Genomic DNA, 14,312 nt, shown 5'->3' on the forward strand with positions numbered 1-14,312 from the left:
GGCGCTGGAGTCACTGGTGTTCGGTCGGGGAGTGAGGGCAAATGCGACATCTGCGGGTGGTTGGTATGAAGATGTGCCTTACGCTCCGTGGTCGGACGGTCGCGGATGCGGTACCGGTAGGGTGGGTGTCGGCAGTGATCCCTCGTTTTGACCCGTCCGGGTCCCCGCAGGTATCCTGCTTGTTCGTTATGTGTATTGGCTTGCTCATTCTCACGTGAGGGGCCCTTACACCGGTCCACCGGGCCGATGACCAGCGATCAGCACGCGGTTTGCGTCACCGCAGTGCGGTCAGGGCTGTCGTGATCGTCTTCGGTGACCTTGTCAGGACCATTCACTGAAGAAGCGAAGGCTACGAACCGTGCGTACGTACAGCCCCAAGCCCGGCGATATCACCCGCCAGTGGCATGTCATCGATGCCCAGGACGTCGTCCTGGGCCGTCTGGCGTCGACCGCCGCGACCCTTCTGCGGGGCAAGCACAAGCCGATCTACGCACCGCACGTCGACGCTGGTGACTTCGTCATCATCATCAACGCCGACAAGGTGCACCTGTCCGGCAACAAGCGGACGCAGAAGATGGCGTACCGCCACTCCGGCTACCCGGGTGGTCTGCGCTCCGTCCGTTACGACGAGCTGCTGGACAAGAACCCGGAGAAAGCAGTGGAGAAGGCCGTCAAGGGCATGCTCCCCAAGAACTCCCTGGGCCGTCAGATGCTCTCGAAGCTGAAGGTCTACTCGGGCGAGAACCACCCCCACGCTGCGCAGCAGCCGGTTCCGTTCGAGATCACCCAGGTCGCGCAGTAAGTCCGGCCACCCCTAAGACTGAAGAGAATCTGAGGAGAATCGTGGCCGAGACCACTGCCGAGCAGCCGCTCGAAGAGCTTGACATCGACAGCTACACCTCGGAGTCGGAGACGCCCGTCGAGGGCGAGTACACCTCCGAGTCCCTCGCGTCCCGCTTCGGCGACCCGCAGCCGGCCGCCGGCCTGGGCCGTCGCAAGAACGCCATCGCCCGCGTCCGGATCGTCCCGGGCACCGGCAAGTGGAAGATCAACGGTCGCACCCTCGAGGACTACTTCCCGAACAAGGTGCACCAGCAGGAAGTCAACGAGCCCTTCAAGGTGCTCGAGCTCGAGGGCCGTTACGACGTCATCGCCCGTATCGCGGGTGGCGGTGTCTCCGGCCAGGCCGGTGCGCTCCGTCTCGGTGTCGCCCGTGCGCTGAACGAGGCCGACGTCGACAACAACCGTGGCCCGCTCAAGAAGGCCGGCTTCCTCCGCCGCGACGACCGGGCGGTCGAGCGCAAGAAGGCCGGTCTGAAGAAGGCCCGCAAGGCCCCGCAGTACAGCAAGCGCTAAGCTTCGCTGCCTGCACGTACGTCGAACGCCCCGGCGGCACGCCACTGTGCCGTCGGGGCGTTCGTATATCGCGAGCGGGGGCGTATAACGGCACAAGACGCTCAAAGACTTGTGTGATCGGATAGTCAGGCATGGAATGCCTGAGATGCGGAAGCCGCGTGTACGGGCATACCGGCACCGGCCGCCACAACTGACGCTTCCTCAGGAGGACAAGTGGGACGACTCTTCGGCACGGACGGCGTGCGCGGTGTCGCCAACGCGGATCTGACGGCCGAGATGGCGCTCGGCCTCTCCGTCGCGGCGGCGCATGTACTCGCCGAGGCGGGCACCTTCGAGGGCCACCGGCCGACCGCCGTGGTCGGACGGGACCCGCGCGCGTCCGGGGAGTTCCTGGAGGCCGCCGTGGTCGCGGGCCTCGCGAGCGCGGGTGTGGACGTCCTGCTTGTCGGGGTGCTGCCGACACCGGCAGTGGCCTATCTCACGGCCACGCTCGGTGCCGACCTCGGCGTGATGCTGTCGGCCAGCCACAACTCCATGCCCGACAACGGCGTCAAGTTCCTCGCGCGCGGTGGGCACAAGCTCGACGACGAGCTGGAGGACCGGATCGAGACCGTCTACGAGGAGCACCGCACCGGCGCCCCCTGGGACCGGCCGACCGGCGCCGGCGTAGGACGTGTACGGACGTACGACGAAGGGTTCGAGCAGTACGTCGCCCATCTCGTCGGCACGCTCCCGAACCGGCTCGACGGACTCAAGATCGTCCTTGACGAGGCGCACGGAGCGGCCTCCCTGGTCTCGCCCGAGGCGTTTGCGCGGGCCGGTGCCGAGGTCGTCACGATCGGCGCCGAGCCGGACGGGCTCAACATCAACGAGGGCTGCGGCTCCACCCACCTCGGACTGCTGAAGGCGGCCGTCGTCGAGCACGGAGCCGACCTCGGCATTGCGCACGACGGCGACGCCGACCGCTGCCTGGCAGTCGACCACACGGGGGAGGAGGTGGACGGCGACCAGATCATGGCCGTACTCGCGCTGGCGATGCGGGAGCGTTCCGCACTGCGCTCCGGCACCGTTGTCGCGACGGTCATGTCGAACCTGGGCTTCAAACTGGCGCTGGAGCGGGAGGGGCTGACGATCGTCCAGACCGCGGTCGGCGACCGCTATGTGCTGGAGGAGATGAAGGAGCACGGCTACACCCTCGGCGGCGAGCAGTCCGGGCATGTGATCATCCTGGACCACGCGACCACGGGTGACGGCACGCTGACCGGGCTGATGCTGGCCGCTCGGGTCGCCGGGACCGGGCGGTCGCTGCGGGAGCTGGCGGGTGTGATGGAGCGGCTGCCTCAGGTGCTGATCAATGTGCCGGACGTCGACCGGACCCGGGTCGGGGCCTCGGCCGAACTCGCGGCCGCCGTCGCCGAGGCGGAGCGGGAGCTGGGGGCGACGGGGCGGGTGCTGTTGCGTCCGTCGGGGACGGAGCCGTTGGTCCGTGTGATGGTCGAGGCGGCGGACATCGATCAGGCTCGGTCGGTGGCGGGGCGGCTGGCGGACGCGGTGAAGTCGGCGCTGGGATGAGGTCGGCGGCCGGGTAGGGGTTTGGGGTTCTGTCGTGGGCGGGCTGCGGGTTTGTGGTGGCCTGTCGCGCGGTTCCCCGCGCTCCTTCACAGCTTGCGCAGGCTCAGGCGTTGGACCTTGTGGTCCGGGCCCTTGCGCAGGACCAGGGTGGCTCGGCCTCGGGTGGGCGCGACGTTTTCCACCAGGTTGGGCCGGTTGATGGTGCGCCAGGTCGTGCGCGCGTAGTCGAGGGCCTCCTCCTCCGACACCTGGGTGTACCTGCGGAAGTACGAGGACGGGTTCTGGAAGGCGGTCTCGCGCAGCTTCGTGAAGCGGTTGAGATACCAGCGCTCGATGTCCTCGGTGCGGGCGTCGACGTACACGCTGAAGTCGAAGTAGTCGGCGAGGCCGACCCGGGTGCGGCCGTCCTTGCCGGGCAGGGCGGGCTGCAGCACGTTCAGCCCCTCGACGATCAGGATGTCCGGGCGGCGGACCGTGAGCTTCTGACCGGGGACGATGTCGTAGATGAGGTGGGAGTAGACGGGGGCCGTGACCTCGCCCTTGCCCGCCTTGATGTCGGCGACGAAACGGGTGAGGGCGCGGCGGTCGTACGACTCCGGGAAGCCCTTGCGCGACATCAGACCGCGGGCTTCCAGCTCCTTGGTGGGCAACAGGAAGCCGTCCGTGGTGACCAGCTCGACGCGTGGGTGCTCGGGCCAGCGGGAGAGCAGGGCCTGCAGCAGACGGGCGACGGTGGACTTGCCGACCGCAACGGAACCGGCGACCCCGATGACGAACGGGGTGCCGGACTGGGAGCCCTGCTCGCCGAGGAACGTGTTCAGGGCGCCGCGGAGTCCGTCCGTGGCGCCGACGTAGAGGTTGAGCAGCCGGGACAGCGGGAGATAGATGTCCCGCACCTCGTCCAGATCGATGACGTCGCCGAGACCGCGCAGCTTCTCGACCTCGTCGGCGGTGAGCGGCAGCGGCGTCTTGTCGCGCAGCGCGCTCCACTCGGCTCGGGTGAGGTCGACATAGGGAGTCGCCTCCGGCCGCTGCCGGTGGGCGCTCCGGGGCATCGAGGAGACCGGAGAGATCACACTTCATTGTTACGGGAGTACGAACGGATGGTGAGGTGGGATCCGTCACGCAGGCCCTCGTCGCCCTTGCACCGTAAACCGGGCGGAGTCGGGACTTGGGGGGAATGTCAGTGCCGTGCGTCACAGTTGTGGGAGAGGTGGGCCCAGGCCGGGGTCCACAAACCCCGAGGGGCGACCCATGACCTATGCGATAGAAGCGGAAGGCCTGGTCAAGCGGTTCAAGGAGACCACGGCGCTGGCCGGTGTCGACCTGGGGGCCCGCAGGGGCTCGGTGCTCGGGCTGCTGGGTCCCAACGGTGCGGGGAAGACGACCGCCGTGCGGATCTTCGCGACGCTGCTGCGCCCCGACGCGGGGAGAGCCCATGTGGCAGGTCACGACGTGGTCCGGGACGCCGGGGTGGTGCGTGCCCTCGTCGGACTGACCGGGCAGTACGCGGCGGTGGACGAGAACCTGACCGGTACGGAGAATCTGCTGCTCATCGGCCGGTTGCTCGGTCTGCCGCGACGGGAGGCCAGGGCGCGGGGGAGTGAGCTGCTGGAGCGTTTTCAGCTGACCGACGCGGCCGGCCGGGCCGTGAAGACGTATTCGGGAGGCATGCGCAGGCGGCTGGACCTCGCGGCCAGCCTCGTGGGGAGACCCAGCATCCTCTTCCTCGACGAGCCGACCACCGGCCTCGACCCGCACAGCCGGGGCGAGCTGTGGGACCTGCTGCGGGGCCTGGTCGCGGACGGTGCGACCGCACTGCTGACCACGCAGTATCTGAACGAGGCCGATGTGCTCGCCGACGACATCGTGGTCATCGACAAGGGCCGGGTGATCGCCGAAGGAACTCCGGACCAGCTGAAGTCCCAGGTCGGCGGCCAGGTGCTGGAGCTTCGGCCCGTGCTGGCGCAGGACCTCGCGCGGGTGCACGCGCTCGTGGCCGGGGCAGCCGGTCCGCGCACCCAGATCGAGGGCGAGACCGTCACCGCTCCGGTGCAGGACCCCGAACTCATGCCGACCGTCGTGCGCACGCTCGACCGCGAAGGGATCGCGATAGGCGAGCTGGCCCTGCGCCGCTCGTCGCTCGACGAGGTCTTCCTCGCCCTGACCGGTCACCGCGCGGAACCCGGCGAGCCCGAGGGCAACGGCGGCGCGACCGTCCGGGACGAGGGCGAACTCCAGAAGGCGGTGAACCGGACATGACCGCCACCACCGTCACGGCCCCGCTCACCGGATCGGGCCGCGTGCCGCCCCTGGCCGGGCTGCAGCAGACCTTCACGATGGCCTGGCGGAGCCTGGTCGCGGTCAAGCACAACCCGCTCGAGCTGGTCGACTACAGCATCACGCCGATCATGTTCGTGTTCCTCTTCACCTACGTGCTGGGCGGGCAGATGGCCGGATCACCCGAGGCGTATCTGAAGTACGCGCTGCCCGGGATCATCGTGCAGAACACCCTGTTCATGACGATGTACACGGCGATGGCGCTCAACACCGACCTCACCAAGGGCGTCTTCGACCGGCTGCGCAGCCTGCCGATAGCCCGCTCCGCCCCGCTCATCGGACGGATCACCGCGGACCTCGCCAAGCATGTGTGGGCGCTGCTGCTGATGATCGGCCTCGGTCTGCTGCTCGGCTTCCGGGTCACGGGCGGGTTCGGCGGATTCCTGCTCGGCACGCTGCTGGTGGTGGTGTTCGCCGCGGCCGTGTCGTGGGGCGCGGTACTGATCGGGATGCTCGCCGGAGATGCGGAGAAGGTGCAGGCGTTCGCCTTCACCATCATCTTCCCGATCACGTTCACCAGCAGCGCGTTCGTCGTCGTCGACACCATGCCCGGCTGGCTTCAGGCGTGGAGCGACGTCAACCCGGTCACCCATCTGTCCGACGCCTTCCGCGGGCTGCTGCTCGGGGGCCCGGTGGCGGAGCCGGTGCTGTGGTCGCTGGTGTGGGCCGCGGGGATAGCGCTCGTGTTCTATCCGCTGGCCATGAGGGCGTATCGCGCGAAGACATAAGGGGCTCGTATCCCCGTGAGAATTTCCGAATTCGGGCACGCGGAAGGCAGTTTCGGGCTGGGTTTCGGCCTTAGGCTGCCCCCCATGTGCGGAATCGTGGGATACGTGGGGTCGCAGTCGGCGCTCGATGTCGTGATGGCCGGGCTGAAGCGGCTGGAGTACCGGGGGTACGACTCGGCAGGTGTCGCCGTACTGGCGGACGGTGGGCTGGCGGCCGCGAAGAAGGCCGGGAAGCTCATCAATCTGGAGAAGGAACTGGTCGACCGGCCGCTGCCGACCGGCACGACGGGGATCGGGCACACACGGTGGGCGACCCATGGAGGGCCCACCGACGCGAACGCCCACCCGCATCTCGACAACGCGGGCCGCGTCGCCGTCGTGCACAACGGGATCATCGAGAACTTCGCCGCGCTGAGGGCCGAGTTGGAGGAGCGGGGGCACGCCCTCGCCTCCGAGACCGACACCGAGGTCGTCGCGCATCTGCTCGCCGAGGAGTTCTCCTCGTGCGCCGATCCGGCGGAGGCGATGCGGCTGGTGTGCCGGCGTCTGGAGGGGGCGTTCACGCTGGTCGCGGTGCACGCGGACGAGCCCGATGTGGTCGTGGGGGCGCGGCGGAACTCGCCGCTCGTGGTGGGCGTTGGAGAGGGCGAGGCCTTTCTCGCCTCGGACGTCGCCGCGTTCATCGCCCACACGCGGTCGGCGATCGAGCTGGGTCAGGACCAGGTGGTGGAGCTGCGCCGGGACTCGGTGACGGTGACCGGCTTCGACGGCCGCCCCGCCGATGTGCGCTCGTACCACATCGACTGGGACGCGTCGGCCGCGGAAAAGGGGGGTTATGACTACTTCATGCTCAAGGAGATCGCCGAGCAGCCCAAGGCTGTCGCCGATACCTTGCTGGGGCGTATCGACGACTCCGGTTCGCTGACGCTCGACGAGGTCCGTATCTCCGCCGCCGAGCTGCGCGAGGTCGACAAGGTCGTCATCATCGCGTGCGGTACGGCGTTCCACGCCGGGCTGATCGCCAAGTACGCCATCGAGCACTGGACGCGGATTCCGTGCGAGGTGGAGCTGGCGAGCGAGTTCCGCTACCGGGACCCGATCCTCGACCCGCGCACGCTGGTGATCGCCATCTCGCAGTCCGGCGAGACGATGGACACGCTGATGGCGCTGCGGCACGCCCGCGAGCAGGGCTCCAAGGTGCTGGCGATCTGCAACACCAACGGCTCGACGATCCCGCGCGAGTCGGACGCGGTGCTGTACACCCACGCCGGGCCGGAGGTCGCCGTCGCGTCGACCAAGGCGTTCCTGACCCAGCTCGTGGCCTGCTATCTCGTCGCGCTGTATCTGGGCCAGGTACGGGGCACCAAGTGGGGCGACGAGATCGATGCGGTGATCCGTGACCTGTCGCAGATCTCCGGTGAGGTCGAGCGCGTCCTGGAGACCATGGAGCCGGTGCGCGCGCTGGCGCGGACGCTCGCCTCGAAGAACACGGTCCTGTTCCTCGGGCGGCATGTCGGGTATCCGGTGGCACTGGAGGGCGCCCTCAAGCTCAAGGAACTCGCCTATATGCACGCCGAGGGCTTCGCGGCGGGGGAGCTCAAGCACGGGCCGATCGCGCTGATCGAGGAGGACCTGCCCGTGGTGGTCGTCGTGCCCTCACCCCGTGGCCGTTCCGTTCTGCACGACAAGATCGTCTCCAATATCCAGGAGATCCGGGCGCGGGGTGCGCGGACCATCGTGATCGCGGAGGAGGGTGACGAGACGGTCGTGCCGTACGCCGACCATCTGATCCGCATCCCGGCGACACCGACGCTCCTTCAGCCCCTGGTGGCCACGGTCCCGTTGCAGGTCTTCGCCTGCGAGCTGGCCACCGCCCGCGGCAACGAGGTGGACCAGCCACGGAACCTGGCGAAGTCGGTGACGGTGGAGTAGCGGCCCGCCGATGGTTTCGTAGAGTGCGCGGATGAGCATCATCGGGGTCGGAATCGACGTGGCCGAGATCGACCGGTTCGAGGCGTCGCTGCGGCGGACGCCCGGCCTGGCCGAACGGGTCTTTCTGCAAAGCGAGTTGCTGCTGCCCAACGGGGATCGCCGGGGCGTCGCCTCGCTCGCCGTCCGCTTCGCGGCGAAGGAGGCGCTCGCCAAGGCGCTGGGCGCCCCCGCGGGCCTGCTCTGGACCGACGCGGAGGTCTATGTCGAGGACAGCGGGCAGCCACGCCTGAGGGTGAAGGGGACCGTGGCCGCGCGGGCGGCCGAACTCGGGGTGCGGTCATGGCATGTGTCGCTCAGTCATGACGCGGGGGTGGCGTCGGCGGTGGTGATCGCGGAGGGGTGAGCGTCGCGGCCAGGTCCTGTCGTCAACTCCCGTCGTCCGCCCGAAGGGCGGGCCTCGCGGCGTCAGGTGCGTGCTCTCGGCGTGCCGGGGCCCGGCCCTCGTACTGGACGTACTTGGGTCAGGGCCCGGTGCGGCGAGTGGGGGTCCCCCCTGCTCGAAGAGCTTGGGGAAGCGCGCATGGCGTCGCGTGGCAGGCGGGAGTTTGACGACCGGGCCCAGGGGGAGAGCGCAGCGGGCGGACCCCGGCGCTCCCCTTTTCGGGGCCGCCGGTGCGGCAGACTCGTTCGTATGCGTACTGCGTACTGCGTGGAGACGGTCAGGAGCGCCGAGCGGGAGTTGATGGCGCGGCTTCGGGACGGGGCGTTGATGCAGCGGGCCGCGGCCGGGCTCGGCGCCGCCTGTGCGGAGTTGTTGGGGCGGGTCTACGGGAGCCGGGTCGTTCTGCTCGTCGGCAGTGGTGACAACGGCGGGGACTGCCTTTACGCCGGGGCCCGTCTCGCCCGGCGCGGTGCCGGGGTCACCGCGGTGCTGCTCGCGCCCGACCGCACGCACGCCGGTGGTCTTGCCGCCCTGCGCCGGGCGGGCGGTGGCGTCGCGCGGCCCGGTACCGCCGAGGCTGTGATCGAGCGGGCCGACCTCGTCGTCGACGGCATCGTCGGGATCGGCGGCAAGGGCGGCCTGCGGCCCGACGCGGCGGCGCTCGCCGAGGCGGCCGAGCGGGCGCGGGCCGCCGTCGTCGCCGTCGACCTGCCGAGCGGGGTCGACGCCGACACGGGCGAGGTCCACGGGGCCGCGGTCCGGGCCGATCTCACCGTCACCTTCGGGACGCACAAGCCGGGGCTGCTGATCGATCCCGCACGCGAGTACGCCGGTTCGGTGCGGCTCGTCGACATCGGGCTCGGGCCCGAACTGCCCGCCGAGGCCGAGCTGGAGGCCCTGCAGCATGCGGACGTGGCCGCGCTGCTGCCCGTACCCGGTTCCGAGAGCGACAAGTACCGGCGGGGCGTCGTCGGCATCGCCGCCGGGTCGGCGCGCTATCCGGGGGCGGCCGTGCTCGCGGTGTCGGGGGCGCTGCGGGGCGGGGCCGGGGCCGTGCGGTACGTCGGGCCCGCCGGGGACGCGGTGATCTCCCGTTTCCCGGAGACGCTCGTGTCGGACAAGGGGCCGCGGAAGGCGGGGCGCGTGCAGGCGTGGGTCGTCGGGCCCGGCGCCGGGGACGACGCGGCGACCGTGGCGGAGGTGCTGGCGGAGGACGTACCCGTGCTCATCGACGCGGACGGGTTGCGGCTGGCCGACCGGGACACCGTACGGGCCCGCACGGCACCGACCCTGATGACCCCGCACGCCGGCGAGGCGGCCGCGCTGCTCGGAGTGGCGCGGGAGGAGGTCGAGGGGGCCCGGCTGGCCTCGGTGCGGGAGCTGGCGGGGCGCTATGCGGCGACCGTGCTGCTGAAGGGGTCGACGACCCTGGTGGCCGACTCCGCGGGCGGACCGGTGCGGGTGAACGCGACCGGGACGTCCTGGCTGGCCACGGCGGGCAGCGGGGACGTGCTGTCGGGGCTCGCGGGGTCACTGCTGGCGGCGGGGCTGTCCGCGGTGGACGCGGGGAGCGCGGCGGCGTATCTGCACGGGCTGGCCGGGAGGTTCGCGGCGGACGGGGCGCCGGTCGGCGCGCATGACGTGGCGGAGGCGATTCCGAGGGCCTGGCGGGATGTACGGGACTGAACAGGCGTACGGCGCCGCTCCGGGCGGGTGGGCACGGGCTGCCCGTACGGGTGACTCCCCCCGCGCGCCACCGCCCGCCCCCGCGCCACCCGCGTTTCTCTGATCGCATGATCAGCAGACATATCGCATGCCGAGGTGTCGCCGTGCTGCTCGCCGCGGTGGTCGCCCTCCCGGCGGCAACCGCCTCGGCCGAATCCCTGCGTCCGGCCGGCGGAGGTCCCGAGGCCGGATCCGTGCCGCCCGCCGACGCGTCCGCGCCGCTGGTCCGCGCCGCCGGCGCGGCGTGCAGCAAGCGGACCGGGCCGTATCAGCGGGCCGTGGAGAAAGGGCTGAAGCGCAAGGTGGACGGGAAGCAGTCGGCCGCCGACTGCCGGGCCATCCGCGCGTTCCAGAAGAAGCAGAAGATCAAGCCCGCCATCGGGTTCGCGGGGCCCGTCACCTGGGCGCGGATCCAACTCCTCGCGGCACGGAGGAACCCAACGCCGCGAAGAAGTGCCCGGTTCGGACGTACCGGGTCGTCTGTGTCGATCTCAGCCGGCAGCTGACCTGGGTGCAGAAGGGGAAGAAGACCGTCCTCGGGCCCTTGAACATGCGCAGCGGGCGCGCGGGGTACCGGACGCGGACCGGGTGGCACACGGTCTACTGGCGGCACAAGAACCACTGGTCGACGCTGTACAACGCCCCCATGCCGTACGCCCAGTTCTTCAGCGGCGGGCAGGCCTTCCACGCCGTGTACGACACCATCTTCACGACCGGCGGCTCCACGGGCTGCGTGAATCTGAAACCCGCCGACGCCCGCAAGCTGTGGGACACCCTCAAGACCGGCGACCGCGTCTACGTATGGGGGCGAAGGCCCGGTAGCTAGATAGCCTCCGGCGCTGTCCGACCCCTCTGAGACACTGGGGGCGCCATGAGTGAGACAGCAGCAGCGCCGACCGCACCCCTGCGCGCCCGCGCCGAGATCGACCTGGCCGCCCTGCGCGCCAATGTGCGGACCCTGCGCGCCCTCGCGCCGGGTGCGGCCCTGATGGCCGTGGTCAAGTCCGACGCGTACGGCCACGGGGCGGTGCCGTGTGCCCGCGCTGCCGTCGAGGCGGGGGCGAGCTGGATCGGCACCGCCACGCCCGAGGAGGCGCTGGCGCTGCGCGCCGCAGCCGGGCTGCCGGAGCACATCAGGATCATGTGCTGGCTGTGGACGCCCGGCGGGCCCTGGCGGGAGGCGATCGAGGCCGGTCTCGATGTGGGCGTGAGCGGGATGTGGGCCCTCAGGGAGGTCACGGAGGCCGCGCGGCAGGCCGGCACGCCCGCGCGCGTGCAGCTCAAGGCCGACACCGGTCTCGGGCGCAACGGGTGCCCGCCCGGCGACGACTGGGCCGAGCTGGTGGGCCGGGCCCTGCGGGCCGAGGCCGAGGGGCTCGTCCGGATCACCGGGCTGTGGTCGCACCTCGCCTGCGCCGACGAACCGGGGCACCCCTCCATCGCCCCCCAGCTCACCCTCTTCCGGGAGATGGTGGCGTACGCCGAACAGCAGGGCGTCCGCCCCGAGGTGCGGCACATCGCCAACTCGCCGGCCACGCTCACCCTTCCGGAGAGCCACTTCGACCTCGTCCGCACCGGGATCGCCCTCTACGGCATCTCGCCCAGCCCGGAGCTCGGCACCCCGGCCGACCTCGGGCTGCGCCCGGTGATGACGCTCTCGGCGTCGGTCGCGCTGGTGAAGCACGTTCCGGGAGGTCACGGCGTCAGTTACGGGCATCACTACGTCACGCCGGGCGAGACCACCCTCGGCCTCATCCCCGTCGGCTACGCGGACGGCATCCCACGACACGCCTCCGGGACCGGCCCGGTGCTGGTGGGCGGAAAGTGGCGCACAGTCGCGGGGCGGGTCGCGATGGACCAGTTCGTCGTCGACCTCGGCGGGGACGAGCCCGAGCCCGGCGCGGAGGCGGTCCTGTTCGGGCCCGGCGACCGCGGCGAGCCCACCGCCGAGGACTGGGCGCAGGCGGCGGGGACGATCGCGTACGAAATCGTCACACGGATCGGGACGCGCGTTCCCCGCGTCTATAGGAATGCGTCCGTGTGAACGAGGCACAGTTCCCATGAAAGACGAACGAGTTCCCGTGAAGGACGGACCAGACCGGTAACCCGCACGGCAAAGACGCGAAGAGGAGCGGTACGTGAGCGAGAGCAGCGCGGAGGCAGCCGCGGCCGTCGCCTCCGCCACGGCGGCGGCCGGGAACTGGCGCCGGGCGACCGGCATCGCCGGCGTCGCGATAGGCGTGGTGGCCGCGGGCGCGGCCGCCGGTGTGGCGATAGAGCGGCTCACCGTCGGACGTGGCATGCGGATGAAGGCGCGGCTCGTCCTCGACTCGGCGGGGCCGTACGGGACACTGCGCGGCACCCCCGGCAAGGCGTACGCCGACGACGGCACGGAGCTGTACTACGAGGTCGACGACATCGACCCGGACGCCGTGCCCGCGCTCGCACCACGCCGCCGGCGGCTGTTCGGCCGCAAGGCCCCCGCCCCGGTCACCGTCGTCTTCAGCCACGGCTACTGCCTCAGCCAGGACTCCTGGCACTTCCAGCGCGCGGCGCTGCGCGGAGTCGTCCGGACCGTGCACTGGGACCAGCGCAGCCACGGCCGGTCCGGGCGCGGAGTGGCGCAGACCCAGGACGGCGTGCCGGTCAGCATCGACCAGCTCGGCCGCGATCTGAAGGCGGTCATCGACGCCGCCGCGCCCCAGGGCCCCATAGTGCTGGTCGGCCACTCGATGGGCGGGATGACCATCATGGCGCTGGCCGACCAGTATCCGGAGCTGATCCGCGACCGGGTCGTGGCCACGGCCCTCGTCGGTACGTCCTCGGGGCGGCTCGGCGAGGTCAACTTCGGGCTTCCCGTCGCCGGCGTCAACGCGGTGCGGCGGGTGCTGCCCGGAGTGCTGAAGGCGCTGGGCCAGCAGGCGGCCCTGGTGGAACGGGGGCGGCGGGCCACCGCCGATCTGTTCGCCGGGATCATCAAGCGGTACTCGTTCGCGTCCCGGGAGGTCGACCCGGCCGTCGCCCGGTTCGCCGAGCGGATGATCGAGGGCACGCCGATCGACGTGGTCGCCGAGTTCTACCCGGCGTTCACGGACCACGACAAGACCGGGGCGCTCGACTGCTTCACGGACATGCCGGTGCTGGTGCTGGCCGGGGTCAGCGATCTCGTCACGCCCAGTGAGCACAGCGAGGCCATCGCCGATCTGCTGCCGGACGCGGAGCTGGTGCTCGTTCCGGACGCCGGGCACCTCGTCATGCTGGAGCACCCGGAAGTGGTCACCGACCGCCTCGCCGACCTGCTGACCCGCGCGGGCGCGGTCCCCGCAGGGGCTACCGTAAGTGGCTATGGAAGCACCAGCAGCACCGCACGACCCGGCTGAGCCCTTTTCCCTGGACATCACCGTCCATTCCCCCGACCAGATGCGGGAGCTGGGCCGCAGGCTGGCCAAGCTGCTGCGCGCGGGCGACCTCGTGATGCTCAGCGGGGAGCTCGGCGCGGGCAAGACGACGCTGACCCGCGGGCTCGGCGAGGGCCTCGGCGTCCGTGGTGCGGTGACCTCCCCGACCTTCGTGATCGCCCGTGTGCACCCCTCCCTCGGGGACGGTCCGCCGCTGGTCCACGTGGACGCGTACCGCCTGGGCGGCGGGCTCGACGAGATGGAGGACCTCGACCTCGATGTGTCGCTGCCCGAGTCGTTGATCGTCGTGGAGTGGGGCGAGGGCAAGGTCGAGGAGCTGACCGACGACCGTCTGCAGGTCGTCATCCACCGGGCCGTCGGGAACACGACGGACGAGGTGCGCCATGTGACGCTGACCGGGCTGGGGGAGCGCTGGGCGGCCGTCGATCTGAGCGTGCTCTCGGCGTGAGCCGCCGGGTTCCATGAACGTTCCGACAACACGTCGGCAAGATGTTGCGTTCGGTGTCTTGTGCGTGGTCACATGGTATCCAGTGCGTAGTTAGGTGTGCCTAACCACGTCGCCCCCCGGACCTCAGGAGGCGTCCATGCCGGCCACGGAGCGAGACGAGGCGCTGCCCCGTGTGGTGTCCATGCACGACCTGCTGGCGGCATGTGCGGCGGCGGACGTGATCTCGAAGCCGCCGCGCGAGTCGGAGCCGCGGCGGCCGGAACCCGGCGAGGACCAGCCCGAGGCCGCGTGACCCCCGTGCGGGCGAGTCGTCCCCGAGAGTGAAAAGAGTGACCAGGGCGCCTGAATGC

At 70.7% G+C, this 14,312-nt stretch carries 15 protein-coding genes; 14 read left to right on the forward strand and 1 reads right to left on the reverse strand.

The features are described from left to right. Positions 1–358 precede the first annotated feature (358 nt). The 3 genes from rplM (at position 359) to glmM (ending at position 2,928) form a co-directional block, all read left to right on the forward strand. Positions 359–802: a 50S ribosomal protein L13 gene (rplM, locus tag F7R91_RS16790; protein WP_150949564.1), complete on the forward strand. Its 444-nt coding sequence runs from the start codon at positions 359–361 to the stop codon at positions 800–802. A gap of 41 nt (positions 803–843) precedes the next feature. Next, positions 844–1,356, forward strand: a complete 513-nt coding sequence (rpsI, locus tag F7R91_RS16795; RefSeq protein WP_150949566.1) for a 30S ribosomal protein S9 — start codon at positions 844–846, stop codon at positions 1,354–1,356. Positions 1,357–1,569: 213 nt separating this feature from the next. Beyond that, complete coding sequence (glmM, locus tag F7R91_RS16800) at positions 1,570–2,928, forward strand: phosphoglucosamine mutase (RefSeq protein WP_150949568.1); 1,359 nt, start codon at positions 1,570–1,572, stop codon at positions 2,926–2,928. 86 nt (positions 2,929–3,014) lie between these two features. On the opposite strand, the gene coaA is transcribed toward glmM, so the two are convergent. Beyond that, positions 3,015–3,983, reverse strand: coding sequence for a type I pantothenate kinase (gene coaA, locus F7R91_RS16805; protein WP_191971528.1), 969 nt, complete (start codon positions 3,981–3,983; stop codon positions 3,015–3,017). A gap of 199 nt (positions 3,984–4,182) precedes the next feature. On the opposite strand from coaA, the gene F7R91_RS16810 reads away from it, so the two are divergent. The 11 genes from F7R91_RS16810 (at position 4,183) to F7R91_RS42060 (ending at position 14,254) form a co-directional block, all read left to right on the forward strand. After that, positions 4,183–5,190: an ATP-binding cassette domain-containing protein gene (locus F7R91_RS16810; RefSeq protein ID WP_150949571.1), complete on the forward strand. Its 1,008-nt coding sequence runs from the start codon at positions 4,183–4,185 to the stop codon at positions 5,188–5,190. Then, positions 5,187–5,996, forward strand: coding sequence for an ABC transporter permease (locus tag F7R91_RS16815; protein ID WP_150949573.1), 810 nt, complete (start codon positions 5,187–5,189; stop codon positions 5,994–5,996). The genes F7R91_RS16810 and F7R91_RS16815 overlap by 4 nt, the downstream gene beginning before the upstream one ends. A gap of 84 nt (positions 5,997–6,080) precedes the next feature. Continuing rightward, entirely contained in the window at positions 6,081–7,928 is a 1,848-nt protein-coding gene (glmS, locus tag F7R91_RS16820) for a glutamine--fructose-6-phosphate transaminase (isomerizing) (protein WP_150949575.1), read from the forward strand. Between the two features lie 31 nt (positions 7,929–7,959). Then, positions 7,960–8,331: a holo-ACP synthase gene (locus tag F7R91_RS16825; RefSeq protein ID WP_150949577.1), complete on the forward strand. Its 372-nt coding sequence runs from the start codon at positions 7,960–7,962 to the stop codon at positions 8,329–8,331. Between the two features lie 288 nt (positions 8,332–8,619). Then, positions 8,620–10,056, forward strand: coding sequence for an NAD(P)H-hydrate dehydratase (locus tag F7R91_RS16835; protein WP_150949579.1), 1,437 nt, complete (start codon positions 8,620–8,622; stop codon positions 10,054–10,056). 107 nt (positions 10,057–10,163) lie between these two features. Continuing rightward, positions 10,164–10,601, forward strand: a complete 438-nt coding sequence (locus tag F7R91_RS44240) for a peptidoglycan-binding domain-containing protein (RefSeq protein ID WP_408056036.1) — start codon at positions 10,164–10,166, stop codon at positions 10,599–10,601. A gap of 5 nt (positions 10,602–10,606) precedes the next feature. Continuing rightward, a complete protein-coding gene (locus F7R91_RS44245; protein WP_408056037.1) occupies positions 10,607–10,921 on the forward strand; it encodes a L,D-transpeptidase in 315 nt (104 codons plus the stop codon). Between the two features lie 45 nt (positions 10,922–10,966). Continuing rightward, positions 10,967–12,139: an alanine racemase gene (gene alr / locus F7R91_RS16845; RefSeq protein WP_150949581.1), complete on the forward strand. Its 1,173-nt coding sequence runs from the start codon at positions 10,967–10,969 to the stop codon at positions 12,137–12,139. A 94-nt stretch (positions 12,140–12,233) separates the two neighbouring features. Then, entirely contained in the window at positions 12,234–13,475 is a 1,242-nt protein-coding gene (locus tag F7R91_RS16850) for an alpha/beta fold hydrolase (protein ID WP_150949582.1), read from the forward strand. Beyond that, the gene (gene tsaE / locus F7R91_RS16855; RefSeq protein ID WP_150949584.1) at positions 13,441–13,962 is read left to right on the forward strand and encodes a tRNA (adenosine(37)-N6)-threonylcarbamoyltransferase complex ATPase subunit type 1 TsaE; all 522 of its coding nucleotides are present in this window, start codon (positions 13,441–13,443) and stop codon (positions 13,960–13,962) included. The genes F7R91_RS16850 and tsaE overlap by 35 nt, the downstream gene beginning before the upstream one ends. 136 nt (positions 13,963–14,098) lie before the next feature. After that, positions 14,099–14,254, forward strand: coding sequence for a hypothetical protein (locus tag F7R91_RS42060; RefSeq protein ID WP_191971517.1), 156 nt, complete (start codon positions 14,099–14,101; stop codon positions 14,252–14,254). The last annotated feature ends 58 nt before the right edge of the window (positions 14,255–14,312 follow it).

The sequence above is a fragment of the Streptomyces luteolifulvus genome (assembly GCF_008806595.1).
Taxonomy (GTDB): domain Bacteria; phylum Actinomycetota; class Actinomycetes; order Streptomycetales; family Streptomycetaceae; genus Streptomyces; species Streptomyces luteolifulvus.